We start from the raw sequence: 24,135 nt of genomic DNA on the forward strand, positions 1-24,135 counted from the left end.
CTGCCCATGCCTGGCCGGTTCGCCCAGTTGGAGATCGACGTTCCCGACCCGCCAGACGCGGCTGCGTTCTGGGCCTCACTGCTCGACTGGACCACGGTGGGCGCCGACAGCGGCATGGGGGTGGTCCGGCCGCCGGTGTCGGACGGCTGCCCCTGGGATCTGGTGTTCCTGAAGGAGAACGCGGCGAAGCGTCGAAAGAACCGGCTGCACCTGGATCTCGCGAGTGGGTCACCGGAGCACCAGACCGCCCTCGTGGCATGGGCGCGCAAGCTGGGGGCCCGGTCCGCCGACATCGGTCAGGGGGACGCGGAACTGCCCTGGGTCGTGCTGGCGGATCCGTGGGGTACCGAGTTCTGTGTGCTGGAGCCGCGTGCGGACTACCACGGCAGCGGCGCGCTCGCCGCGCTCGTGATCGACAGTCGGGATCCCCCCGCGCTCGCGCGTTACTGGGCCACCGCAACCGGATGGACCGTCGGGCACACGGCATCGGACTACGCCGGACTCCGCGCGCCGGGCGGACGCGGGCCGTGGCTGGAGTTCGTCCGGGACACCGCCGACGCACGACAGGGGCGCAACCGTGTGCGTCCGGTCCTGCTTCCCGGCGATGGCGAGCATGCTTCGGCGGATCCGGAGGGCAACGAGATCGTCCTGCTCCACTCCGGAGACGACCCGGACTCGCACTTTCCCGCGAAAAAGCGGTAGGTGTGCGCGCGGGGTATCGCACTTTCCCGGGAAAGTGCGAGGCGTTCCCAGGTCGCGCCGCCCGCCAACCCGCACTTTCCCGGGAAAGTGCGATGGACGACGAACGGGGCCCCGCCGTGTCGGCGGAGCCCCGTTCGCTCGTATCCGTATTCGATACCGGGCGCGTCCTCGTTACTCGGTGACGTTCTCCACGATCACGTCACCGGAACCGACGAGCACGTTCTCGTCGGTCCGCACCTCGACGTTGCCGAGCAGGACACGTCCCGCTGTCGGCGTCGTCTTCGCCGTCACGGTGCCGTTCACCGTCCACTCGGAACCACCGGCGCGCACCGCGTCGGCGTCGTCCACCGCGACCGTCCCGAACGCCTCGCCGCTGAACACGTCGAGGTAGGAGAACGTGGTGGTGCCCGCGGGAACCGCGTAGCCCTGCACCAGGACGATCCAGGTGCCCGCCGCCGGGTTGTTGATGACGACCTGCTCCTCGGAGTCGCCGTCGGCGCTCTGCCCGGCCTGACTGCAACTGCCGCTGGTGCAGTTGAACACGGCCAGGTCGAGGTCCGCGCCGACGTCGGAGGTGCTGCCGATTCGCGCCTTCAGCTGGCTCGCACCGGCCTTCACGTCCACCTGGTACTGCTGCTGCTCGCCGTCAGCGATGCTCGGCGTGGCGACCTTGGCGCTGCCCAGAGTCGTACCGGTCGCTCGGCCGGTGATCGGGCCGAACTGGTTCTTCAGCGTGTACTCCCGTGCCACGGGCGAGTTCAACGCCGCCGACTCGATGGTGTCCGGGTTCGGCGACACCGAGGCGCCGAGCACCGAGGTGGTCAGCGTGTACGGGGCGAACGCGGTGTCGGAGGTCCTGCGGGCCTCCACCACGATCTCCCACACACCTGGGGTCGGGTTGCTGACGGTGCGGGTGGTCGGATTGCCCACACAGCTCCCGTTGGGAACGACCACCGGGTTGTAGCAGCTCAGCGAGGAGTTGCTGTCCACGCCGACGCCGTAGGGGTGGAACCGCAGGAACCGGACCTGGCCCGCGCCGGGAGTGTTGCCGCCGGCGGTCATGTCCACCTTCAGTGCCGGCGTGTTCGGCCCGACCCTGACGAAGACGCTCGTGGTCTCGTTGCGACCGATCTTGCCGCCGTGCCGCAGTGAGTACCCGTTGGCCGCGGTGAAGTCCTCCGCCGCGATCACGGTGTTCAGCGTCTGGTAGTCCAGCCCGTTCGTCGTGGGGCTGTCCAGGTTCAGGATCGCGGAGTGCGCTCCCTTGGTGCGCGGGTTCACCGTGACCCGGAACTTGGTGGCGTACCCCTTGCGCAGCTGGATGGTCTTCGGCGCGCTGAACGTGCCGTCGTTGCCCACCCAGCGGGCCCGGTAGGTGACCGGGTGCTCCGGACCGGAGTTACGGGTGAAGGTGTACTCGCGGACAAAGCTGTCGCCCGCCTTGACGCCCTCCCGGTCGTGGATCCCGACACCGACGCCCGGCGTGGCGAGGAAACCGGACAGTGCCGTGTTCACCGGCACCGACGAGCTGATGTCGACCGTGTCGACACCCGACTTGAGCAGGTTCCAGGCCTTGTTGACGTCAATCAGGCCGTTGCCCTGCTCGTAGGCCTGGTAGCCGTCAATGAACCGCGCCGTGCTGCTCATCGCCGAGCGCAGCTGCACCGGCTTGTGGTCGACGCCACGCGCCTTGGCCGCGCTCACGAGCAGTGCCGCCGCACCGGCGGCCTGCGGGGAGGCCATCGAGGTGCCGTTGAACATGGCGTAACCCGGCGGCAGGGCATAGGTGCCCGGCACCGGTCCGCCTTCCTGCCAGGTCGGCACCGTCGAGACCGCGGATCCCGGCGCGATGATGTTCGGCTTGAAGCCGCCGTCCTCACGCGGCCCGCGCGAGGAGAAGCCGTGCATGTTGTCCCGCGCGGCGGCGTCGGAGCCGTAGTTGCGCTGCCAGCTGGCCTTGCTGACGTAGGACCCGACGCTCAGCACCTTGCCGGCCACCGAGGGGTCGCCGACCGTGTTCGCCCCGGAACCGGAGTTGCCCGCCGAGATGAACATCTGGACGTCGTACGTGTCGATCAGCCGGTCGTAGAGCTCCGCGCGGGCGTTGTTGCCGTCGTTGAGCGCGGGCAGGCCGCCGATCGACATGTTGATCACATCGACGCCCGCGTCCCGGGCGGCGTAGATCATGCCTTCCAGCAGCGCGTGGCTCGTGCAGCCCGCGACGAAAAGGCAGACCCGCACCGACACCAGCTTCGCGCCGGGTGCGGCGCCGCTCATCTCGCCGCCGAACATGCTGTTGCCCGCGACGATGCCGCCGACGTGCGAACCGTGCGCCCCGGAGACGATGCCGATGTTGACGACGTTGTTCGCCGGGTCGGTCTGCACCACGAACGGCATGGACTCGCGCACCGGCGTGGACTCGTCGTCCGTGCCGAAGGTGCCGACGTCGTGCTTGACCTTGTAGTCGGTCATCGCCATGTCGTCGGTGAAGTCCTGGTTCTGGTTCGCGTCGACCCATACCGTGCCGGTGGCCGGGTCCCAGAGCACGCCGAACGTGCCGGAGCTGCCCGCCGGGTTGCCGTCCCGGTTGACATCGCTGCCGACCTCGCCGCCGAGGCGGGGGTCGCGCTCGTCGAAGATGCCGAAGCGGTAGTCACCCGCGGGGGCGTTGTACTCCTGCCCGGCCGCGCTGAAGGCGCCACCGGCGACCTCGGTGGCCATGTTGACCCACGTCGGGTCGTCGTCGTTGTTGACGCCGTTCGTGAACCGGCCGTCGGTGTAGGTCACCCAGTCGGTGATCTTGCGCTCACCGGTGCTCGTGGTGTGCAGCGAAGGGTGACCGAGGTCGACACCGGTGTCGATGATGCCGACGGTCGTGCCGCGGCCGTCCCACTTCGGGTGCTTGTCGGTGAACTGCGCCGCGCCGATCTCGCCGGTCGGCATGTAGGCGTTGTTCTTCGGGGTGTCCGCGCCGGGTTGCGGCTGCGGGGTGGGGTCGACCTGGCCCTCGGGGCGCGGGTTGGGCAGCGGCACTTCGTCGTCCACGTCGAGCGCGTCGACACTGGACAGTGCGGCCATCCGCTTGACGTCGTCGACCGGCACCTCGGCGCGGACGTAACCGAGCTCATCGGCCCGGTACTCCACCTTGGCGCCCGCACGGGTGAGCTCGTCGGCGCCGCGGGCGGCCTGGCCCGGTTCGGTCGCCACCAGGACGCTGACGGTGCGCTTGCCGCCCTGCTTCGCCTTGGCGATGAGCTCCTCGTCCTTCTTGCTGATGCCGGGTTCGTCAGCCGGGGCCGGGTCGGCGGCTGCCGTGACCGGCAGGCTGGTGAGCACTGCGCCGGCTACCGCCGCGCTGAGTGCTATCCCTAAGGCGGCCCGGCCGCGCCGGTGCCATCCACGTGGGGTCATACCACGTCCTTCCTCGACGGGTTGGTGAGCGACTTCGGCGAACCCGCTTCGCCCCGACAGGGCTCACCGAAGGCAACGGCCAGCCGCACGTCCCCGTTCAGGTGAACGTGCGGCAGACTGTTACGGAGTGTTATCGACGATGTGGATATTGGCTAGCGTCCAACCGAGCTATAGCCGGTTCTGTTTCGACATCGAGACCAGACTTTCTGCCCGTTGCCAGAAGCCGGAGGAGGTGCTATTGGCACGTCTCGTCAGCGGTTCCAGAACCAGTCTTTCTGCCGTGCCTGACGCATCGCCTGCCGCTTGCTGTCGGCGGCGAGCCGGTCGAGGTAGAGGATGCCGTCGAGGTGGTCGGTCTCGTGCTGCAGGCACTGCGCCATGACCCCGCCGCCTTCGACCGTGACCGGCTCGTTGCGCAGATCGACGCCGCGCACGACGGCGTAGGTGGCGCGGCGGGTCGGGAACCACAACTCCGGGACGGAAAGGCAGCCCTCATCGATGTCGTGGGTCTCCTCGGAGAGTTCCACGATCTCCGGGTTCAGCACGTAGCCGTGCTCGCCGTGCACGTCGTAGCTGAACGCGCGCAGGCTCACACCGATCTGCGGGGCGGCAAGACCTGCCCTGCCCTGTGGCTCGACCGTGTCGAGCAGATCCTGGACCAGCGTCTCCAGTGACTTGTCGAACCGGGTCACCGGGTCGGCGACTGTTTTCAGCACCGGGTCGCCGAAGTAGCGCAGTTCGCGCAGGGCCATGGTCAAGATCCTTTCCGCGGGTTGTGGGCAGCTTAGTGATCCGGCTCCCGGCGGCTTCAGGCGTGCATGAACGGCGAACACGTGTGCATGGACAGCCAACTCGTGTACGTGGATGGCGATCAGGCGCGGAGGCGGAGGCCTTTGGGGGTGGCGCGGAAGCCGGCGTCGCGCAGGACCTCGGCCAGCGCGGAGGTCAGTGCCTGCTCGCCGTCGGCTCGCTGGACCGACAGCTGACCCAGCCAGCCTTCGCGTACGGCCGTGGACAGGGCGTGCGCGGCTTCCTTGAGGGCGGTCTCGTCCTCGGTGAACGACAGCAGCGAGCGCCCGCCGCGTTCCACGTACAGCACGGGGGAGCCGTCGACCAGCACGGCGAGCGCACCCGCCTTGCGCGCGGGGCGGTGTTTGGTGTCGCCGACCGCCGCGGGCCAGGCGAGCGCGGCACCGTAGGGCTGCGCCGGATCGGTCGCCGCCAGCACCACGGCCGGGGTGCTCGTGCGCCTGCCACTGCCGATGTCGGATACGGCGCGCAGCCGGTCCACCGCGCCCCGCGCCGCGAACTGTGCGGCGCCGAGCCCTTCGATCACGTACCCGCGGATCACCTGTCCGGAGTCCTCCATGCCACGCAGCACCTTGTAGATGCCGGAGAAGCCGCCGGTGACCCGCTCCGTCTCCAGTGCGCCCCTGGTCAGCACGCCGTGGCGTTCGAGGAAGGCCTCCGTCCTGGCGTGCGTGCGCCGGGTCGGATCGTTCTCCCTCGGCGGCGTCAGTGCCCAGCGTCCCGCGACGGTCGGCGGCCCGGTGCGCGAGGGCATCGCGGGTCTGCCCGCCCGCATCCGGGCGTAGCGCCCCCGCGGTGCCGACCGCCGTGGCTTGTGCGCGGCGCCGCGTCCGGAGACCAGCGTGCGCAACGGCGCCAGTGTGTCGCCACTGACCTCACCTGCCCACACGAGGTCCCACAGCGCGGAGACCACGTCCCCGTCGTCCGGTGTGGACTCCAGCAGCGGTGCCACGCGGTCGGCCAGTTGCCGGAAGAACAGTGCACCGCCCTCCAGCGCGGACCGGATGGCGTCGTGCAGCGGACTGGCGGGTGCCTGCTCCTCCAACTCCGGCAGGAGCAGGTCGGCGATGTCGCTGCCGGCCAGTGCCACCCAGCCGTCGCCACCCGGCAACGCGCCACAGCCGCACCACGTGACCTCTCCCGCGGTCGTCAGCTCGTCCAGCAGCGCCGGGGAGTATCCCGGCAGCCTGCTGGGCAGGATGAGTGATTCCAGCGCGCTCGCCGGCAGCGGGGCGCCGGCCAGCTGGTCCACGACGGACAGCACGTCGTCGGCGGTCGGGGCCGAGCGGACGCGCGCACCGATACCGTGCCAGGCGGGGAGGAACCGGCCCAGCGCCGCGGGCTCCACCGGTTCCACCTCGGCGCGCAGCTGCGCGAGCGACGCTCGCCGCAGCCGCCGGAGCACCCCGGCGTCGCAGTACTCGGTCCCGGACTCCGGCATGTGCTCGTGGCTCACCGGGCTGAGTTCGCCCCGGACCAGCCTGCCCTCCGACGTCAGCCGGTCCAGCACACCGGTCACGACAGCGGTGCCGAGACCGAACCGCCGTGCGGCCTGCGCGGCGGGGAACGGCGCCCTGGTCCTCGCGTAGCGGGACAGCAGGTCACCGAGTGGGTCGTCCACGGGCTCGGTGAACGCCTCCGGCACGCCGACCGGCAGTGCGGTGCCGAGGGCGTCGCGCACCCGGCCCGCGTCCTCGATCGCGAGAAAGCGTTCCTCGCCCCCGATCCGCACCCGGATCGCCCGCGTCGCCTCCAGCTCCAGCAGCCATTCCTCGGCCACCCCACGCTCCGCGGCTTCCGCCACGGTCAGATCCCCGAGGAACCGCAGCAAATCGGCGGTGTCCTCGGCGTCGCGCGCGTGGCGGTCGGGTTCCAGCCGCTGCAGCGCGCGTTCCACCGAGGCGACGACATCGGCGTCCAGCAGTTCCCGGATCGCCTCCGTGCCGAGCAGCTCGGCCAGCAGTGTGGAGTCCAGCGCCAGGGCCGCGGCCCTGCGCTCCGCGAGCGGCGCGTCCGTCTCGTACAGGAACATGCCGACGTAGCCGAACAGCAGGCTGCGCGCGAAGGGCGAGGCCGCGGGGGTCTCCACCTCCACCACCCTGATCCGCCGAGCCCGGACATCGGACATCAGCTCGCGCAGCCCGCCGACGTCGTACACGTCCTGCAGGCACTCCCGCATCGCCTCCAGCACGACCGGGAACCGCTCGTACTTCGACGCGACACCGAGCAACTGGGCGGAGCGCTGGCGCTGCTGCCACAACGGGCTCCGTTTGCCCGGGTTCCTGCGGGGCAGCAGCAGCGACCGCGCGGCGCATTCGCGGAAGCGCGCCGCGAACAGGGCCGACCCGCCCACCTCGTCGACGATGATCTGTTCGACCTCATCCGGGTCGAGCAGCACGTCGTCCGCCCTTATCGTCACCTCGACGCCGTCGGAGTCCAGTGCCTCCGGCACGCGCAGGACGATCCCGTCGTCGGAGTGCGCCACCTGGGCGTCGACGCCCCGGTTCTCCCGCAGTCGCGCGGCGATCGCCAGCGCCCAGGGGGCGTTGACCTGTGCGCCGAACGGCGAGTGCAGCACGACCCGCCAGTCGCCCAGCTCGTCGCGGAACCGCTCCAGCAGCATCGTGCGGTCGTGCGGCACATGCCGCGTCGCGGCGCGCTGCTCGTCCAGGTAGCCGACGAGGTTGCGCTGCGCGCGTTCGTCGAGGCCCGCCGCCGCGGCTCTGCGCATCGCGGTCTCGGTGTCCGAATCGGACACCTCGCGGACGAAGGCGCCGAGCGCGCGCCCCAGTTCGAGTGGGCGCCCGATGGTGTCGCCCTTCCAGAACGGCATCCGGGCGGGCTCGCCCGGCGCGGGGACGACGATCACGCGGTCGTGGGTGATGTCGGTGACCCGCCAGGACGAGGTTCCCAGCAGCACCGTGTCCCCGACCCGGGACTCGTACACCATCTCCTCGTCGAGCTCACCGACCCGGCTCCCCGGCCTGCCCTCGCTGCCCGGGGTCATCACGGTGAACAGCCCCCGGTCCGGGATGGTGCCGCCGGAGGTGACCGCGAGGCGCTGCGAGCCGGGGCGCCCGTTCAGCTCTCCGGTGATCCGGTCCCAGGTGATCCGTGGGCGCAGTTCCCCGAACTCCTCGCTGGGGTATCGCCCGGCCAGCATGTCGAGCACGGCGTGCAACGCGTCGTCCGGCAGGGCCGCGAACGGTGCCGCCCTGCGGATCACGGCCGCGAGTTCCGGCACCGTTCTCGGCTCCAGCGCGACCATCGCCACCACCTGCTGGGCCAGCACGTCGAGCGGGTTGCGAGGGTAGCGCAGCGCCTCGATCCGCCCCGCGGCCATCCGCTCCGCCACCACCGCGCAGGAGACCAGGTCACCGCGGAACTTGGGGAACATCACCCCTGAGGACACGGCGCCGACCTGGTGGCCCGCCCTGCCGACGCGCTGCAGGCCGGAGGCGACGGTGGGGGGCGCCTCGATCTGCACCACGAGGTCGACCGCGCCCATGTCGATGCCGAGCTCCAGGGACGACGTGGCGACGACACACGCCAGCCTGCCGGACTTCAACTCCTCCTCGACGAGTGTGCGCTGCTCGCGGGACATGGATCCGTGGTGCGCCTTGGCGACGGTGGCCTCGGCTCCCGTGGTGACCCCCGACTGGCCGACCGCTTCGGCGGGGAACCGCCGGTCCGCCGCATCGGCCGGGGCTGCCGTCTCGGCCGCCTCGGCGGCGAGTTCGTTCAACCGGGCGGTGAGCCGCTCGGTGAGTCTGCGTGAGTTGGCGAAAACGATGGTGGAGCGGTGGTCGAGAACGAGGTCGAGCACCCGTTGCTCCACGGCTGGCCAGATGGAGGGCCGCCGCACCTCGGCTCCCGCGATCTCCGCCAGCTCCTGGTCGCCCTCGCTCGACGGCGCGTCGAGTGCGGACATGTCCTCGACCGGCACCTCGACCCGGACCTCGATGGTTTTCGCGATCTCGGGCTGCACCACCGTCACCGGCCTGCCGCCCGCGAGGAACGAGCTGACCTCGTCCACCGGCCGTACCGTCGCCGAGAGCCCGACGCGCTGCGCGGGCTTCGCCAGCAGCTCGTCCAGCCGCTCCAGGGACAGGGCGAGGTGCGCGCCGCGCTTGGTGCCCGCGACGGCGTGCACCTCGTCGACGATCACCGTCTCGACGCCGCGCAGCGACTCCCGCGCGGCGGAGGTGAGCAGCAGGAACAGCGACTCCGGTGTGGTCACCAGCACGTCGGGCGGGGTGCGGGCGAAAGATCGCCGCTCCGTTGCGGGTGTGTCCCCGGTGCGCATCCCGACGGTGATGTCCGGCGGGTCGAGGCCGAGCCGCCGGGACGCCTGCGAGATGCCGGTGAGGGGAGCGCGCAGGTTGCGCTGGACGTCCACCGCGAGCGCCTTGAGCGGGGAGACGTAGAGCACCCGGCAGCGGTGTGCCGCCTGTTCGGGCGGGCCTTCCACGGCGAGCCGGTCCAGTGCCCACAGGAACGCGGCGAGGGTCTTGCCCGACCCGGTGGGGGCGACCACGAGCGCGTGCTGCCCGGCGTGCGCCGCGCGCCACGCGCCGTCCTGGGCGGTGGTGGGCGCGGCGAAGGCCCCGGCGAACCAGTCCCTGGTCGCGGGGGAGAAGAGGTCCAGTACGTCGCCCACGTCGTCCATCATCGGCCCGGGGTCCGACATTCTCAGCTCGGGGGACCCGATCTGTGTGGTCCGTCCGCACGGCGTTACCGGGCATGGCAGCATCACCGGCGACTACCAGCCAGGTGACAGGGGAGAGCTGTGCGGATCCTTTCGGTGGATCTCGGGACGTCCAACACCGTCGCCGTGCTGTCCGCGCACGGCCGTCCATCCAGGGTGGTCGAGGTGGACGGCTCGGCGACCATGCCCTCCGCGGTGTTCGCGGAGGAGGACGGCACGCTGATGGTCGGCAGGGACGCCGAGCGCAGGGCGCGGCTGGACCCGACCAGGTTCGAGCCCAATCCCAAGCGCAGGGTCGACGAGCAGACCCTGCTGCTCGGCGACGACGTCGTCCCCGTCACCGAGGCGCTGGCCGCGGTGCTGCGCAGGGTCTTCGAGGAGACCTCCCGCCAGCTCGGCGGCGATCATCCCGACGAGGTGCGCCTGACTCATCCCGCCCAGTGGGGGCCGGTGCGGCGCAACGTGCTGCTGTCCGCGGCGCGGCTCGCCGGCGCGAACGGCGGTCTTTCACTGGTCCCCGAACCGGTGGCCGCGGCAGCGCATTTCGCGTCCTTCCCCGGCAAGGGCCTCGCGCAGGGCCAGGCGCTCGCGGTCTACGACCTCGGGGCGGGCACGTTCGACGTCGCTGTCGTCGGCGCTCTCGGCCCGGAGCGGTCGGGGTTCGCGGTGCTGGCCGAGGACGGGCTGCCCGACCTCGGCGGGCTCGACGTCGACCAGGCGCTGCTGGTGCACGTCGGCAGGGAGGTCTCGCACCGCGACCCACAGCGCTGGCAGCGCCTGCTCCGGCCGGAGTCCACGGCGGACCGCCGTACCCGGCGTGCGTTGCAGGAGGACGTCAGGGCCGCGAAGGAGGCGTTGTCCCGGCATCCGCAGACCGAGGTGCCGATGCCGGAGCCGTTCGCCGACGTCCTGGTCACCAGGGGCGAGTTGGAGGCCCTGGTGCGCCCGGCGATGCTGCGCAGTGTCGAGCTGGTGTCCAGGACACTGCGCTCCGCAGGGGTGTCGCCCGGCAACCTCGGTGGCATCTACCTCGTCGGTGGATCGAGCAGGCTCCCGCTGGTGGCCACGATGATCGCCGAGAAGCTGGGCGTGGTGCCGACGAGCCTCGACCAGCCGGAGACCGCGGTGGCGTTCGGCGCACACCACGTCTCCGCGGACGGTCTGAGCATGCGAACGCAGAACGTGGAGGGCCAGGTGGCGGCCTCCGGCGCCCCCGCCCGGTACCAGCAGGGCCCGCCCGGCCCGCAGGTCACCCCTCCGGCACAGCCGCAGGGCCCTTACGGCGCACAGGGCCACTATGGGTCGCAAGGGTCGCAAGGGTCGCAGGGAGCGGGCCAGGCGTTCCCGCACAGCGGCCCGCAACCGGCGCCGACCCAGCAGCAGGCCCAGGGCGCGGCCTTCCCCACGTATCCCGCCGCGCAGCAGTCCGGATCCGGCCGCTCGAAGGGAAAGACGCTCATCGGCGTCGCCGCGGTGCTGGTGGTGCTGGTCGCGGCCGGTGCGACCTACCTGCTCACCCGGTCGCCCTCGGTGCAGACCCATACCGCCCAGGAGTGCCAGCAGCCGGGCGAGGTGGACGAGTCCGGCTTCACCGGGTGCCTGCGGCAGCTGGCGGGCTCGGTCGCCGACGACAACGGCTGCACACCGGGCATGGGTACCGGCCCCGCCGCCGCGGCGGACCAGGAGAGCCTCGGTGTCTCGGTCACCTGCTCGACACCGGGTCTGGCCGGCGCCCAGGTGACCTATTTGCACGGCGGTTCGGCCGAGGACCTGGAGCGATACACGAACGGTCTGCTCAACCGCACCGGCGGGGCGGACGTCGTGCGGGCCGACTGGCGCGGCAACGCGCTGGACGGCTCCTATTCCGCTGCGGGCGGCCGGGACTCTTCTGTCCTGGTCTTCCGGGTGCAGGACCGCCCTCTGGCCGGTTTCATCTACCAGGTCAACAGCACGGGCCAGGAGTCGGCGACCGCGCCCGCGGCGCTGGCCGACTACTTCGAGCAGCACATCCAGCCCGGCGAGTGAGTGGGGACGCGGTTCACCAGCAAATTCAGCGGGTTGCCGAAACGGTGCCGCACTGGGGAAGTCTCACTGGCGGACCGCCCAGCCGAAGGCCCGCTATCTCGGCGGCAGGGCGCCAGATCGCCCGAACGTCGACGAACAACACAAGAGCGCCCTGGCGACGCGATCGCGGATGCGGTTCACCAGCAAATCAGCGCCGGTTGTTGTTCCGGTAGAACCGGAGCAGGACCACGAGCGCCGAGGTCACGACCGCGATCGAGGCGAGGGTCAGCGCGGTCGGGCCCCACGAGGGCATCTCCATCTGCGTGAGCAACATCCCTTCACGATACGGCCGGGAGCCCCGGCTACGCTGACTGCGATGCGTACCACGGTGTTCCGGCGAATGATGGCGGAGGAGTTCGGCTCGGTACGTGCCGAGACGCTGGTCCGTGACCACGTGTTCAGCGGGCTCGACGGGCGCACCGTCGAACAGGCGCTCGACGCGGGTGTCCCGGCGAAGCAGATCTGGCAGGTGGTCTGCGCGGACTTCGGAATTCCCGCCGAACGACGCTGAATGACGCTGAACGACGCTGAACTTTTCCGGCGGCGGGCGTGTCGCTCGCGACCTCGAACACGTGTTCGGCTATGGTGTTGTTCGCGCCGGGGCGAGCGATCCACAGATTGCCATCGAGTCCTGGAACTGTCGGTCCCCGCCCGTAGCGTCGGACCCGGCTCGAAAACAGCACAGCAGCCCCACAGGCTTCCGACCAACGAGGTGGATTCTCATGGCTCCAGCAGCACCGGACAGGGACAAGGCACTCGACCTGGCCCTTGCCCAGATCGACAAGCAGTACGGCAAGGGGTCGGTGATGCGCCTCGGGGACGAGGGGCGCGCCCCCATCGCGGTGATCCCGACCGGCGCCATCGCGCTCGACGTCGCGCTCGGTATCGGCGGGCTGCCCCGCGGCCGGGTGGTGGAGATCTACGGTCCGGAGTCCTCCGGTAAGACCACCGTCGCCCTGCACGCGGTCGCCAACGCGCAGCGGGCGGGCGGTATCGCCGCGTTCGTGGACGCGGAGCACGCACTGGACCCCGAGTACGCCAAGGCGCTCGGGGTGGACACCGACGCACTGCTGGTCTCCCAGCCGGACACCGGTGAGCAGGCGCTGGAGATCGCGGACATGCTGATCCGCTCCGGCGCGCTCGACATCCTGGTCATCGACTCCGTCGCGGCGCTGGTGCCCCGCGCGGAGATCGAGGGCGAGATGGGGGACTCGCACGTGGGTCTGCAGGCGCGGCTGATGAGCCAGGCGCTGCGCAAGCTCACCGGCGCATTGCACAATTCCGGTACCACCGCGGTCTTCATCAACCAGCTGCGCGAGAAGGTCGGCGTCATGTTCGGCTCGCCGGAGACCACCACCGGTGGAAAGGCGCTGAAGTTCTACGCCTCGGTCCGGCTGGACGTCCGCCGCATCGAGACGCTCAAGGACGGTGGCGAGCCGGTCGGTAACCGCACCCGTGTCAAGGTCGTGAAGAACAAGGTCGCGCCGCCGTTCAAGCAGGCCGAGTTCGACATCCTCTACGGGCACGGCATCTCCCGCGAGGGTTCGCTGATCGACATGGGTGTCGATCAGGGCATCGTGCGCAAGTCCGGTGCCTGGTACACCTACGAGGGCGACCAGCTCGGCCAGGGCAAGGAAAACGCGCGGAAGTTCCTGCGCGACAACCCGGACATCGCCAACGAGATCGAGAAGCGGATCAAGGACAAGCTCGGGATCGGCGCGAAGCTCGACGCCGACGAGACAGAAGCCGTCGCCCCCGCCCCGGTCGAGTTCTAACCCGACTTGGCAGTTCCGGAAGCGCGTGCGGGCTCAGGCACTGAGGAGAGGACTGTGTCCGAGGTGAAATCGTGCCCAAGCTGAATCCGGAGGAGCTGTCGCCCGACGAGGCAAGGAAAGCGGCCAAGGAGGTCTGCTTCGATCTGCTGGCGATCCGGCCGCGCAGCAAGGACGAGTTGCGCCAGGCCTTGCGCCGCAAGGGTTTCGACGAGGAGACCCGGGAGACCATGCTCGGCAAGCTGGACCACGCCGGGCTGGTCGACGACGCCGCGTTCGCCGAGACCTGGGTGCGCTCGCGTCATGCCAATCAGGGCCTGGCGCGGCGCGCACTTGTCGCGGAACTGCGGCGCAAGGGCGTCGACGGCGAGGTGGCGGCACAGGCGGCGGAGGAGGTCGATCAGGACTCCGAGGAACAGCGAGCGCGGGAACTGGTCCGCAAGCGGTTGCGGAGTATGAGCAACGTCGAGGAGCAGACCGCGATCCGCAGGCTCCTCGGCATGCTCGGCCGCAAGGGCTACCCACAGGGGCTTGCCTACACAGTGATCCGGGACGAGCTGCGCATCGCGGGCGCCGAGGCGACGATGCTCGACGACGCGCAGGCCGACTGAGCGGACCAGTGTCTGTCTGCGAACTCGGGTCCGTGATCGAGTCGCCAGGGTTCTGGCTTCCAGGCACCAACTCACGCGCGCTGTCATTCAAACGCGCTGTGCGGAGCCGTCCGCGCCGAGCCTGCACGGGGGGATGACCGTCCGCTCCGGTTCCCGGACCCACCAGGCCCCGGTCTCATTCCGTTCCCGCGGCGTGGTGAACCGGTAGGAGAAGAGGCGGGCCCGCAGGAAGGTCGGTGCGGTCCCGGCGAAGGGGTTCCCGCGCAACAGACGGGTCGTCCGGCGGTCACCGGCCAGCAGCTTCGCGGCCAGGCCGGGCAACCAGGATGCCCCGTAACGCGAGGATAGGGCGGCGAACCACATCATCCAGTCCAGCCGCAGGTGATACGGCGCGAACTGGCGCGGGCGGCGCATCGGGTCGCCGGGCTTGCCCTTGAACTCGTACTCCTGCCACACCGTGTCCGGGCCGAGTTCCGTCGCGTCGGTGCCTTCCAGGACGACCTCGTGCCGAGTCCTGGTGACCGTGCCGAACGCGCCGTAGGTGTTCACCAGCCGCAGGCTCGTGAAGCTGTAGTTCATCAGCTGCCGTTTGCCGAGCAGATTCCGGACCGGCTGGTAGCTCAGCGCCAGGACCAGGGCGGTGAGTGTGAGCAGCACAGCTCCGTACCAGTACGGAATCGCGGCGAGCGCCGGTCGCTCACCGGGTAGCACGGCGTCCAGCAGCCTGCCGTCGATCGTGGAGACGGCGAGGGTGATGGTGAGCGCGTTGAGCCAGGAGAAGTTGCCGCTCAGCATGAGCCAGCCCTGGGTGACGATCACGACGGCGGCCGCGACGGTCGCCACCGGCTGCGGCGCGAACAGCGCGAACGGGACCACCAGCTGAGCGACGTGGTTCGCAAGCACCTCGACCCTGTGCAGTGGCCGGGGAAGATAATGGAAGTACCAGCTCAGCGGGCCGGGCATCGGCTGGGTCTCGTGGTGATAGTTAAGGCAGGTCAGGTCCCGCCAGCATCGGTCGCCGCGCATCTTGATCATCCCGGCGCCGAACTCGACGCGGAACAGGAGCCAGCGCAACAGCCACAGCACGAGCACTGGCGGCGCCATATCGGCAGGGCCGAGGAAGATCGCCAGAAAGCCGGCTTCCACCAGCAGCGATTCCCAGCCGAAGCCGTACCAGACCTGGCCGACGTTGAGGATCGACAGGTACAGGGCCCATGGCACGGCCCAGATCACCAGCGCGGCCCACACCGGCACCGAGTCGGCGGCACCGAACAACAGAGCCGCGGAGATCGCCACACCGGTCCACGACACCGCGCCGAAGAACCGGTCGGAGTAGTGCAGGTGGAAGATGCTCGGCGACCGGCGCCACGACGTCTTCTCGAGAAAACGGGGGATGGGCGTGATGCCGTTCGTGCCGAGCAGAGCACGGAACTGGTTCGCCGCGCACAGGAACGCGACGAGGTAGATGGCCGCCAGCAGCCGCTGGAAGACCAGTCGGGACGCCCAGTAGTCCGGGTCGGCGAACCAGTCCCATCCCACCGCAGGTACTCCTCGTGCTCACCGGGGCAGCGCTGTGTCTTTTGGCAAACGCGCGGCACGATCGACTCGGCGGGGCTCGGACTCACGCACGACGCTCACCACCACGAGTCATGCGCCCCGCCTCGCCGCTCGTGGGCTTCGCCGCGCGCGTTCCCTGACGCACCATCGCCACGTAGCTCCAGTTCACCAGGCTCTCAGCGCGGCGGCCTCCTTCGCCAGCGCCTCGATCCGGACGAAGTCACCCTCGGCCACGGCGTCCTTCGGCGTGAGCCAGGAGCCGCCGACGCAGCCCACGTTGGGCAGTGCGAGGTAGTTCCCCGCGCTGCTCGCGGTGATTCCGCCCGTGGGGCAGAAGCGTAGTCCCGGCAACGGCCCGGCGATGGACCGCAGGTAAGCGGTGCCGCCTGCCGCCTCGGCCGGGAAGAACTTCAGCGTGTCGAGCCCGCGCTCGGCGAGGCGCATCGCCTCGGAGACGGTGGCCGCGCCCGGCAGGAACGGCAGTCCGGTGGCGAAGGCGGCGTCCAGCACGGCATCGGTGCAGCCGGGGGTGACCAGGAAACCGGCACCGGCGTCGGCCGCCTGACCGGCCTGCTCCGGCGTGGTGACCGTGCCTGCCCCGACCACGATGCCGGGCACCTCGGCGGCCACCGCCGCGATCGCCTCGAGAGCGACCGGGGTACGCAGGGTCAGTTCGATGACCCCGATGCCACCGGCGAGCAGTGCCTCGGCGATCGGGACCGCATGACGTACCTCGTCCACGACGACCACCGGCATCACCGGCGAGAGTTCGAGCAGCTGGGAACTCGTGGTCATCCGCGCACCTCCGTCAGGTCGGCCCGCGCACCGAAGTGCGCCGACGTCATCCCACCGAACACACTCGCTCCCTGGTCGGCCGGACCGACCGCCCGGCGCAGCGCGCCGAACAGTTCCCTGCCCGTCCCGGTCCATTCACCCTCATCAGGTGGGCCGTCGACGAGTGGTCTTCCCGCCAGTTCGGCGGCATCCACGGCGATGTCCAGCAGCCCGGTCTCGGCGTCGAGGGTAATCAGGTCGCCGTCGGCGACGCGGGCCAGCGGGCCGCCCAGCGCGGCTTCGGGGGTGACCTGAATCGCGGAGGGAACCTTGCCGGACGCACCGGACATGCGGCCGTCGGTGAGCAGTGCGACGTGATGACCACGGTCCATCAGCACGCCGAGAGCCGGGGTCAGCCCGTGCAGTTCCGGCATTCCGTTGGCCTGTGGACCCTGGTTGCGGATCACCACGACCACATCGCGGTCCAGCTCGCCCGCCCGGAATGCGTCGGTGAACTGCTGCTGCGTGGTGAACACCCGCGCGGGAGCGCGCACCACCCGGTTCTCCGGTGCCACCGCGGAAATCTTGATCACCGCCCTGCCCAGGTTGCCGGACACCACGCGCAGACCCCCGTCCTGTGCGAACGGCTTGTCCACGGGCCGCAGCACGTCCTCGTCCAGGGTGCGGGTCTCGACCTCACGCCAGGTGAGCTTGTCGCCGTCGAGCACGGGCTCGGTGCGGTAGTGGTGCAGGCCCGTTCCCGCGACCGTGCGCACGTCCGGGTGCAGCATCCCGGCGTCGAGCAGCGTGCCGACCAGGAACTGGACACCGCCCGCGGCGTGGAAGTGGTTGATGTCCGCACTGCCGTTCGGGTACACGTTGGCGAGCAGTGGGATCACGGCCGAGAGGTCGGAGAAGTCGTCCCAGGTCAGCTGGATCCCGGCCGCCGCGGCGATCGCGACGAGGTGCAGGGTGTGGTTTGTGGAGCCACCGGTCGCGAGCAGCGCGACGAGGCCGTTGACCACGGCGCGCTCGTCGATCACGTCGGCGATCGGGGTGTACCGCTCACCCCTCGACAGCTCCACGATGCGCCGCGCGGCCTCCTCGGTGAGCGCCTTGCGCATGGGAGTGCCAGGGTGGACGAAGCTGGCGCCCGGCAGGTGCAGGCCCATCACCTCGACCACGAGCTGATTGGAGTTCGCGGTCCCGTAGAAGGTGCAGGTGCCCGCCGAGTGGTACGACGCGGACTCCGCGTCCAGCAGATCCTCGCGGGTGGCTTTCCCCTCGGCGAAAAGCTGGCGGATCCGTGCCTTCTCCTTGTTCGGCAACCCGGAGCTCATCGGCCCGGCAGGCACAAGGATCGCGGGCAGGTGTCCGAAAGCCAACGCGCCGATCAGCAACCCGGGCACGATCTTGTCGCACACGCCCAGCAACAGCGCCCCGTCGAACATCTCGTGCGAGAGCGCCACGCCGGTCGCCATCGCGATCACCTCGCGGCTGAACAGTGACAGCTCCATGCCCGCCCTGCCCTGCGTGATGCCGTCGCACATGGCCGGAACGCCGCCGGCGAACTGTGCGACCCCGCCGGCCTCGCGGGCGGCGTCCTTGATCCAGTCGGGGAACTCCTTCAGCGGCTGGTGCGCAGAGAGCAAATCGTTGTAGGCGGAGACGATGGCGACGCCCGGCTTGCGCAACCCGCGGATGGCGAGACGGTCGGAGCCTTCACAGGCCGCGAACCCGTGAGCCAGGTTGCTGCAGGCCATTCCGGCGCGGGCGGGCCCTTCCGCGGCCGCGGAGCGGACGCGCTCGAGGTACTCGCGGCGGCTGTGCGTGCTGCGGGCGACGATCCGCGCGGTCACTTCGGCGACGGTGGGATGGATCTCGGGGTCAGTGCGGGTAGCGCTCATTCGCCTCTCCGGGTCGGGTCAGGAGGTGGTGGCCCGGCGTACGGCGGCACTGACGTCGCGCGGTCGTGACTCCGGACACAGTACCTCGGGATCGGCGCCGTATCAAAATCGATCCAGAAGATCGTTTAAGGTGACCCCGATCACGGCCGAAACGGCCGCTGTGCTACTTGTCACACTGCACACGGCAAGGCAGAGTCGGCGGTGAGCGCGGTGCCGAGGCCGCCACCGCCCGACTCGGCACAGCCGAACGAACTGACTCGGAGGTATCCGATGACCACCAGTGAAATGTCCGAACTCCGTCGCACGATCGGCCAGTTGCGGCAGTGCGTCGGCGCACTGCGGGCGCGTTACGGGGAGGCGCCGGGTGTCCGGCGGCTCGTCAACGACGTGGAGCGCCTGGACATCGACGCGGGCGAACTGGACCAGACCCCGCCGGTGCCTGCGCAGCACACCCCACAGGACCGCGCGAACGTGGTGGTCGTGCCGGACACCCCTTATGACCCCGCGCTCTGGCAGGGCGCCGATGACGAAGGTGTCGGCGGCTACCAGCGTCACCAGCGGTGAGCCGCCCGGCTAGCAGCGTGGCCAGCCGGACAGCGGCCGGTGTCGGCGGCCCGAACAGGGCCCGCATCGGCGCTCGGACCCTGCGCACCGACCGATGGTGGCTGCCTCCGCTGCTCACGACGCTCGGGCTGGCGACCTTCGTCATCTACGCCACGATCCGATCGTTCATGCGCGAGTCCTACTGGGTCGCCGAGCACCACTATCTGACGCCCTTCTACTCACCCTGCCTGAGCGACTCCTGTGTTCCCGGCTCGAGTCACTTCGGGACGCCCTTCGGGGAACTGCCCGGGTTCATCCCGCTCGGCTTCCTCGTTTTGCCGTTCCTGCTCGGTTTCCGGCTGACCTGCTACTACTACCGGAAGGCCTACTATCGCTCGGTGTGGCTGTCCCCGCCCGCCTGCGCGGTGGCGGAACCGCATGCCCGCTACACCGGCGAGACCAGGCTGCCGCTGATCATCCAGAACGCGCACCGCTACTTCTTCTACGTGGCGCTGGTGATCACCCTGATCAACACCTACGACGCGATCCTGGCCTTCGGCGGTGAGGCCGGGTTCGGTGTCGGCCTCGGCAACCTCGTTCTGCTCGCCAACGTGGTCCTGCTCTGGTGCTACACCCTGTCCTGCCACTCGTGCAGGCACGCCGTCGGCGGCAGGCTCAAGCACTTCTCGAAACATCCGGTGCGGTACTGGATGTGGACGCAGATCACGAAGATCAACGACCGGCACATGATGTTCGCCTGGATCACGCTCGGCACGCTGGTGCTGACGGACCTCTACGTGTGGCTCGTGGCCAGCGGCACGATCACGGACCTGCGCTTCATCAACTGATCCCGGATCGGCGAATCCGGTGATTCTCTCTGTGTTCGACAAACTCAATCAACGAAGTCTTCGAGGTGGCAATACATGACCGAGGTCGAACGGCACGGCTACGACGTCGTGGTGATCGGTGCCGGCGGCGCGGGCCTGCGAGCGGTGATCGAGGCACGTCAGCGTGGCCTCAGCGTCGCCGTCGTCTGCAAATCCCTGTTCGGCAAGGCCCATACGGTGATGGCCGAGGGCGGTTGCGCCGCCTCGATGGGCAATGTCAACTCCGGCGACAACTGGCAGGTGCACTTCCGCGACACCATGCGCGGTGGCAAGTTCCTGAACAACTGGCGGATGGCCGAGTTGCACGCGAAGGAGGCGCCGGACCGGGTCTGGGAACTGGAGACCTACGGCGCGCTGTTCGACCGCACGGAGGACGGCCGGATCAGCCAGCGCAACTTCGGCGGGCACACCTACCCCCGGCTCGCGCACGTCGGCGACCGCACGGGCCTCGAGCTGATCCGCACGATGCAGCAGAAGATCGTGTCGTTGCAGCAGGAGGACTTCGCCGAGCACGGTGACTACGAGGCGAAGATCAAGGTCTTCGCCGAGTGCACGATCACCGAGCTGATCACCGAGGAAGGCCGGATCGCCGGTGCGTTCGGGTACTGGCGGGAGACGGGCAGGTTCATCCTCTTCGAGGCGCCCGCCGTCGTGCTCGCCACGGGCGGCATCGGCAAGTCGTTCAAGGTGACCTCGAACTCCTGGGAGTACACAGGGGACGGACACGCGCTGGCGCTGCGGGCCGGTGCGAAGCTGATCAACATGGAGTTCGTCCAGTTCCATCCCACCGGCATGGTGTGGCCGCCGAGTGTCAAGGGAATCCTGGTCACCGAGGGCGTGCGCGGTGACGGGGGAGTGCTGAAGAACTCCGAGGAATCCCGGTTCATGTTCGACTACGTCCCGGATGTCTTCAAAGGACAGTACGCCGACAGCGAGGAGGAGGCCGACCGCTGGTACACCGACGCGGACAACAACCGGCGCACCCCGGACCTGCTGCCACGTGACGAGGTGGCGAGGGCGATCAACTCCGAGGTCAAGGCGGGCAGGGGATCGCCTCACGGTGGCGTGTTCCTCGACATCGCCAGCCGCCTGCCCGCCGAGGAGATCAAGCGCAAGCTGCCGTCGATGTATCACCAGTTCAAAGAACTGGCCGATGTGGACATCACCAAGGAGGCGATGGAGGTCGGCCCCACCTGCCACTATGTGATGGGCGGTATCGAGGTCGACCCGGACACCGCTTCGTCGAGTGTGCCAGGTCTGTTCGCCGCTGGTGAGTGCTCGGGCGGGATGCACGGCTCCAACCGGCTCGGCGGAAACTCTTTGTCCGACCTGCTTGTTTTCGGCCGCAGGGCAGGCCTCGGCGCTTCGTCCTATGTGGAGTCTTTGGTGGAACGGCCCGCGGTGGCGGACGCCGCGGTGGACTCGGCCGCCAAGCTGGCACTCTCCCCGTTCGATCCGCCGGAGGAGGGGGTTGAGGAGAACCCCTACACCCTCCAGGTTGAGCTGCAGCAGGCGATGAACGACCTGGTCGGCATCATCCGCAAGGCCGAGGAGATCGAGCAGGCACTCGGCAAGATCGGCGAGATCAAGAAGCGGATCCGCAACGTCACCGTCGAGGGGCACCGGCAGTTCAACCCCGGCTGGCACCTTGCGGTGGACCTGCGCAACATGGTGATGGTCAGCGAGTGCGTGGCCAAGGCGGCGTTGAAACGAACGGAGAGCCGCGGCGGGCACACCCGCGACGACTACCCGCAGCTGGACGCCGAGTGGCGCAACAAGCTGCTGGTGTGTTCGGTCAGTGACACCGACAGTGACGCCGCCGTCCCGGCGATCACGGTCGCCGTGCAGGAGCAGTTGCCGATGCGTCAGGACCTGGTCGAGCTCTTCGAACTGGAGGAGCTGGAGAAGTACTACACCGGCGACGAACTCAGCGGGCACCCCGCGCGGAAGGAGGCCTGAGATGACCTACAAGGCGAACTTTCGCGTCTGGCGCGGCGACGCGGAGTCCGGTGAACTACAGGACTACACGGTCGAGGTGAACGAGGGGGAGGTGGTCCTGGACATCCTCCACCGCCTGCAGGCCACCCAGTGTTCCGACCTCGCGGTGCGCTGGAACTGCAAGGCGGGCAAGTGCGGTTCCTGCTCGGCGGAGGTCAACGGCAGGCCGAAACTGCTGTGCATGACCAGGATGTCCACGTTCACCGAGGACGAGGTCATCACGGTGACGCCCATGCGGACGTTCCCGGTGATCCGCGACCTGGTCTGCGACGTGTCGTTCAACTACCAGAAGGCCCGCGAGATCCCGTCCTTCACGCCACCGAAGGATCTCGCCCCCGGCGAGTACCGGATGAAGCAGGTGGACGTCGAGCGCTCGCAGGAGTTCCGCAAGTGCATCGAGTGCTTCCTCTGTCAGGACACGTGCCACGTGATCCGCGACCACGAGGAGAACAAGGAGGCCTTCGCGGGGCCGAGGTACCTGATGCGGATCGCGGAGCTGGAGATGCACCCGCTGGACGTCGCGGACCGCCGCGACGCGGCCCAGACCGAGCACGGGCTCGGCTACTGCAACATCACCAAGTGCTGCTCCGACGTGTGCCCGGAGAACATCCACATCACCGACAACGCCCTCATCCCGATGAAGGAGCGCGTGGCGGACAAGCGCTACGACCCGATCGTCTGGCTGGGCAACAAGCTGTTCAAACGGGGATAGCGGGGCTGGCCTGAGAAAGCAGCGACGCAATGCGGGCCCCGGCCGAATCGGCCGGGGCCCGCATTGGTCTCTCAGTGGTCGTCAGACGCCGCCACCCTGCGTGCCGGACCGTGGGTCCGCGTGGATGCCGGGGGCCTGCTCCTCGACCATCTCGGCGGTCAGCGCGGCGCCGCCGCCGCGCTTGCGCCGACGCATCCGCCTTTCCAGTCGGCCCGCCAGTGAAGTGAGCAGGAAGTTCACCCCGATGTAGATCAGGCCGATGACGACGAAGGTGGCGATCGTGTTCTGGAAGTTCGCCGAGATCAGCCGCTGCTGGTAGAGCAGATCGGAGAAGCCGAGCAGGGCACCACCCAGCGCGGTGTCCTTCAGGATCACCACGAGCTGACTGACGATGGCGGGCATCATCGCGGTCACCGCCTGCGGCAGCAGGACGAACACCATGATCTGCGTCTTGCGCATACCGAGTGCGGACGCCGCCTCTGCCTGCCCCTTCGGCAGCGAGAGGATTCCCGCGCGGACCACCTCGGCGAGCACCGAGCCGTTGTAGAGCACGAGTCCGGTGACCACGGCGTACAACGGGCGTTGTTCCGAAGGGACATCGGTGAAGGCGAAGTAGAACTCGTTCGCGAAGATCATCAGGATCAGCACCGGAATCGCGCGGAAGAACTCCACGACCGCGCCTGCCGGGACGCTGATCCATTTGTGATCGGACAGCCGCGCGATACCGAACAGGGCTCCGAGCGGTAGCGCGATCACGATCGCGAGCGCCGCGGCGGTGAGCGTGTTCTGCAGCCCTGGGAGGAGGAACTCGGTCCACACCCGCGAGTCGGTGAAGAACGGCTTCCAGCGCGCCCAGTCGAGCTGGCCCTTCTCGGCCATGGTGGCGAGGACCCACCAGGCGACCCCGGCGAAGGCAACGGCGAAGAGCACGGTGTAGCCGACATTCCGGCGCTTCGCCTTCGGGCCCGGGATGTCGTAGAGAACCGAGGGCGCGCTCATCGCTTCACCGCCATTTTGTTGGACACCCAGCCGAGAATGAGGCCGGTGGGCAAGGTCAGGATCACGAAGCCGAGGGCGAACATCCCGAAGACGAGGAAGATCGCGTCACTCTCGTTCTCGATCATCTCGCTCATCAGGAAGGAGGCTTCGGCGACACCGATGGCACTGGCGACGGTGGTGTTCTTCGTCAGCGCGATCAGCACACTGGCCAGCGGTGCGATCACCGAGCGGAAGGACTGCGGCAGCACGATGATGCGCAGTACCTGGGTGAAGCCGAGGCCGAGTGCCCGCGCGGCCTCCGCCTGACCGACCGGCACCGTGTTGATCCCGGACCGGATCGACTCGCAGACGAAGGTCGCGGTGTACGCGACGAACCCGAGAACGGCCAGCCGGAAGTTCAGTTGCTCGAAGCCGTCCCCGTCCGCTCCCAAGGTCACGCCGAGCGTCTGGTTGAGACCGAGCGACGCGGCCAGGATGATCAGTGTGAGCGGGGTGTTCCGCACGACGTTGACGTAGGCGGTCCCGAACGCCCGCATCATCGGCACCGGGCTGACGCGCATACCGGCGAGGATCGTGCCCCATATCAGCGCACCGATCGCGGAGAGCACGGTGAGCTGAACGGTCACCCAGAACGCGCCGAGCACGTCGTACTCGCTCAGGAGGTCGAACACTTGTGAGCT

The 24,135-nt window shown here is 69.2% G+C and carries 18 protein-coding genes; 9 read left to right on the top strand and 9 right to left on the bottom strand.

Features of this window, described 5'->3' with window-relative positions:
• The first annotated feature begins 6 nt into the window (after positions 1 to 6).
• Positions 7 to 702 carry a VOC family protein gene (locus tag BM199_RS16790; protein WP_091674160.1) on the top strand — a complete coding sequence of 232 codons (696 nt, stop codon included), beginning with the start codon at positions 7 to 9 and terminating at the stop codon, positions 700 to 702.
• Between the two features lie 171 nt (positions 703 to 873).
• Here the strand turns inward: BM199_RS16790 and BM199_RS16795 are convergent, their stop codons facing one another.
• The 3 genes from BM199_RS16795 to BM199_RS16805 form a co-directional block, all read right to left on the bottom strand.
• Positions 874 to 4,113, bottom strand: coding sequence for a S8 family serine peptidase (locus BM199_RS16795; RefSeq protein ID WP_091674161.1), 3,240 nt, complete (start codon positions 4,111 to 4,113; stop codon positions 874 to 876).
• Positions 4,114 to 4,364: 251 nt separating this feature from the next.
• Positions 4,365 to 4,865, bottom strand: coding sequence for a peptide deformylase (def, locus tag BM199_RS16800; RefSeq protein ID WP_091674162.1), 501 nt, complete (start codon positions 4,863 to 4,865; stop codon positions 4,365 to 4,367).
• 119 nt (positions 4,866 to 4,984) lie between these two features.
• Entirely contained in the window at positions 4,985 to 9,595 is a 4,611-nt protein-coding gene (locus BM199_RS16805; RefSeq protein WP_091674276.1) for an ATP-dependent helicase, read from the bottom strand.
• Positions 9,596 to 9,712: 117 nt separating this feature from the next.
• On the opposite strand from BM199_RS16805, the gene BM199_RS16810 reads away from it, so the two are divergent.
• Positions 9,713 to 11,656 carry an Hsp70 family protein gene (locus BM199_RS16810; RefSeq protein WP_091674163.1) on the top strand — a complete coding sequence of 648 codons (1,944 nt, stop codon included), beginning with the start codon at positions 9,713 to 9,715 and terminating at the stop codon, positions 11,654 to 11,656.
• A 187-nt stretch (positions 11,657 to 11,843) separates the two neighbouring features.
• Here the strand turns inward: BM199_RS16810 and BM199_RS34935 are convergent, their stop codons facing one another.
• Positions 11,844 to 11,969 carry a hypothetical protein gene (locus tag BM199_RS34935; RefSeq protein ID WP_281245708.1) on the bottom strand — a complete coding sequence of 42 codons (126 nt, stop codon included), beginning with the start codon at positions 11,967 to 11,969 and terminating at the stop codon, positions 11,844 to 11,846.
• 42 nt (positions 11,970 to 12,011) lie between these two features.
• On the opposite strand from BM199_RS34935, the gene BM199_RS16815 reads away from it, so the two are divergent.
• The 3 genes from BM199_RS16815 to BM199_RS16825 all read left to right on the top strand — a co-directional run bounded on the left by BM199_RS16815 (position 12,012) and on the right by BM199_RS16825 (position 14,078).
• Positions 12,012 to 12,206: a DUF3046 domain-containing protein gene (locus BM199_RS16815; RefSeq protein WP_091674164.1), complete on the top strand. Its 195-nt coding sequence runs from the start codon at positions 12,012 to 12,014 to the stop codon at positions 12,204 to 12,206.
• Between the two features lie 211 nt (positions 12,207 to 12,417).
• Entirely contained in the window at positions 12,418 to 13,470 is a 1,053-nt protein-coding gene (gene recA, locus BM199_RS16820) for a recombinase RecA (RefSeq protein WP_091674165.1), read from the top strand.
• A gap of 80 nt (positions 13,471 to 13,550) precedes the next feature.
• A complete protein-coding gene (locus BM199_RS16825; protein WP_177242654.1) occupies positions 13,551 to 14,078 on the top strand; it encodes a regulatory protein RecX in 528 nt (175 codons plus the stop codon).
• A gap of 87 nt (positions 14,079 to 14,165) precedes the next feature.
• Here BM199_RS16825 and BM199_RS16830 read toward each other — a convergent pair whose 3' ends face one another.
• The 3 genes from BM199_RS16830 to edd all read right to left on the bottom strand — a co-directional run bounded on the left by BM199_RS16830 (position 14,166) and on the right by edd (position 18,316).
• Positions 14,166 to 15,617: a lipase maturation factor family protein gene (locus tag BM199_RS16830; RefSeq protein WP_091674167.1), complete on the bottom strand. Its 1,452-nt coding sequence runs from the start codon at positions 15,615 to 15,617 to the stop codon at positions 14,166 to 14,168.
• Positions 15,618 to 15,800: 183 nt separating this feature from the next.
• Positions 15,801 to 16,430, bottom strand: coding sequence for a bifunctional 4-hydroxy-2-oxoglutarate aldolase/2-dehydro-3-deoxy-phosphogluconate aldolase (gene eda, locus BM199_RS16835; protein ID WP_091674168.1), 630 nt, complete (start codon positions 16,428 to 16,430; stop codon positions 15,801 to 15,803).
• The gene (gene edd / locus BM199_RS16840; protein ID WP_177242648.1) at positions 16,427 to 18,316 is read right to left on the bottom strand and encodes a phosphogluconate dehydratase; all 1,890 of its coding nucleotides are present in this window, start codon (positions 18,314 to 18,316) and stop codon (positions 16,427 to 16,429) included. Before edd ends, eda begins: the two co-directional genes overlap by 4 nt.
• A gap of 270 nt (positions 18,317 to 18,586) precedes the next feature.
• On the opposite strand from edd, the gene BM199_RS16845 reads away from it, so the two are divergent.
• The 4 genes from BM199_RS16845 to BM199_RS16860 all read left to right on the top strand — a co-directional run bounded on the left by BM199_RS16845 (position 18,587) and on the right by BM199_RS16860 (position 22,456).
• Positions 18,587 to 18,880: a hypothetical protein gene (locus BM199_RS16845; protein ID WP_091674169.1), complete on the top strand. Its 294-nt coding sequence runs from the start codon at positions 18,587 to 18,589 to the stop codon at positions 18,878 to 18,880.
• The gene (locus tag BM199_RS16850) at positions 18,877 to 19,707 is read left to right on the top strand and encodes a hypothetical protein (protein WP_091674170.1); all 831 of its coding nucleotides are present in this window, start codon (positions 18,877 to 18,879) and stop codon (positions 19,705 to 19,707) included. The genes BM199_RS16845 and BM199_RS16850 overlap by 4 nt, the downstream gene beginning before the upstream one ends.
• Positions 19,708 to 19,782: 75 nt before the next feature.
• Positions 19,783 to 21,705 carry a fumarate reductase/succinate dehydrogenase flavoprotein subunit gene (locus BM199_RS16855; RefSeq protein WP_091674171.1) on the top strand — a complete coding sequence of 641 codons (1,923 nt, stop codon included), beginning with the start codon at positions 19,783 to 19,785 and terminating at the stop codon, positions 21,703 to 21,705.
• Between the two features lies 1 nt (position 21,706).
• Positions 21,707 to 22,456, top strand: a complete 750-nt coding sequence (locus BM199_RS16860; protein ID WP_091674172.1) for a succinate dehydrogenase/fumarate reductase iron-sulfur subunit — start codon at positions 21,707 to 21,709, stop codon at positions 22,454 to 22,456.
• A gap of 81 nt (positions 22,457 to 22,537) precedes the next feature.
• Here BM199_RS16860 and BM199_RS16865 read toward each other — a convergent pair whose 3' ends face one another.
• Together BM199_RS16865 and BM199_RS16870 are read right to left on the bottom strand one after the other, a co-directional pair.
• Entirely contained in the window at positions 22,538 to 23,455 is a 918-nt protein-coding gene (locus tag BM199_RS16865) for an amino acid ABC transporter permease (RefSeq protein WP_091674173.1), read from the bottom strand.
• Entirely contained in the window at positions 23,452 to 24,126 is a 675-nt protein-coding gene (locus BM199_RS16870) for an amino acid ABC transporter permease (RefSeq protein ID WP_091674174.1), read from the bottom strand. The genes BM199_RS16865 and BM199_RS16870 overlap by 4 nt, the downstream gene beginning before the upstream one ends.
• Between the last annotated feature and the right edge of the window lie 9 nt (positions 24,127 to 24,135).

The sequence above is a fragment of the Amycolatopsis marina genome (genome assembly GCF_900111885.1).
In the GTDB taxonomy this organism is placed as follows: Bacteria; Actinomycetota; Actinomycetes; order Mycobacteriales; family Pseudonocardiaceae; genus Amycolatopsis; species Amycolatopsis marina.

What these genes read in the sequence shown, in the direction of transcription:
- def (WP_091674162.1), bottom strand. Translation starts at nt 4,865, where the DNA reads ATGGCCCTGCGCGAACTGCGCTACTTCGGCGACCCGGTGCTGAAAACA.
- eda (WP_091674168.1), bottom strand. Translation starts at nt 16,430, where the DNA reads ATGACCACGAGTTCCCAGCTGCTCGAACTCTCGCCGGTGATGCCGGTG.
- BM199_RS16790 (WP_091674160.1), top strand. Translation starts at nt 7, where the DNA reads ATGCCTGGCCGGTTCGCCCAGTTGGAGATCGACGTTCCCGACCCGCCA.
- edd (WP_177242648.1), bottom strand. Translation starts at nt 18,316, where the DNA reads ATGAGCGCTACCCGCACTGACCCCGAGATCCATCCCACCGTCGCCGAA.
- BM199_RS34935 (WP_281245708.1), bottom strand. Translation starts at nt 11,969, where the DNA reads ATGTTGCTCACGCAGATGGAGATGCCCTCGTGGGGCCCGACCGCGCTG.
- BM199_RS16805 (WP_091674276.1), bottom strand. Translation starts at nt 9,595, where the DNA reads ATGATGGACGACGTGGGCGACGTACTGGACCTCTTCTCCCCCGCGACC.
- BM199_RS16795 (WP_091674161.1), bottom strand. Translation starts at nt 4,113, where the DNA reads ATGACCCCACGTGGATGGCACCGGCGCGGCCGGGCCGCCTTAGGGATA.
- BM199_RS16845 (WP_091674169.1), top strand. Translation starts at nt 18,587, where the DNA reads ATGACCACCAGTGAAATGTCCGAACTCCGTCGCACGATCGGCCAGTTG.
- BM199_RS16865 (WP_091674173.1), bottom strand. Translation starts at nt 23,455, where the DNA reads ATGAGCGCGCCCTCGGTTCTCTACGACATCCCGGGCCCGAAGGCGAAG.
- BM199_RS16860 (WP_091674172.1), top strand. Translation starts at nt 21,707, where the DNA reads ATGACCTACAAGGCGAACTTTCGCGTCTGGCGCGGCGACGCGGAGTCC.
- BM199_RS16815 (WP_091674164.1), top strand. Translation starts at nt 12,012, where the DNA reads ATGCGTACCACGGTGTTCCGGCGAATGATGGCGGAGGAGTTCGGCTCG.
- BM199_RS16855 (WP_091674171.1), top strand. Translation starts at nt 19,783, where the DNA reads ATGACCGAGGTCGAACGGCACGGCTACGACGTCGTGGTGATCGGTGCC.
- recA (WP_091674165.1), top strand. Translation starts at nt 12,418, where the DNA reads ATGGCTCCAGCAGCACCGGACAGGGACAAGGCACTCGACCTGGCCCTT.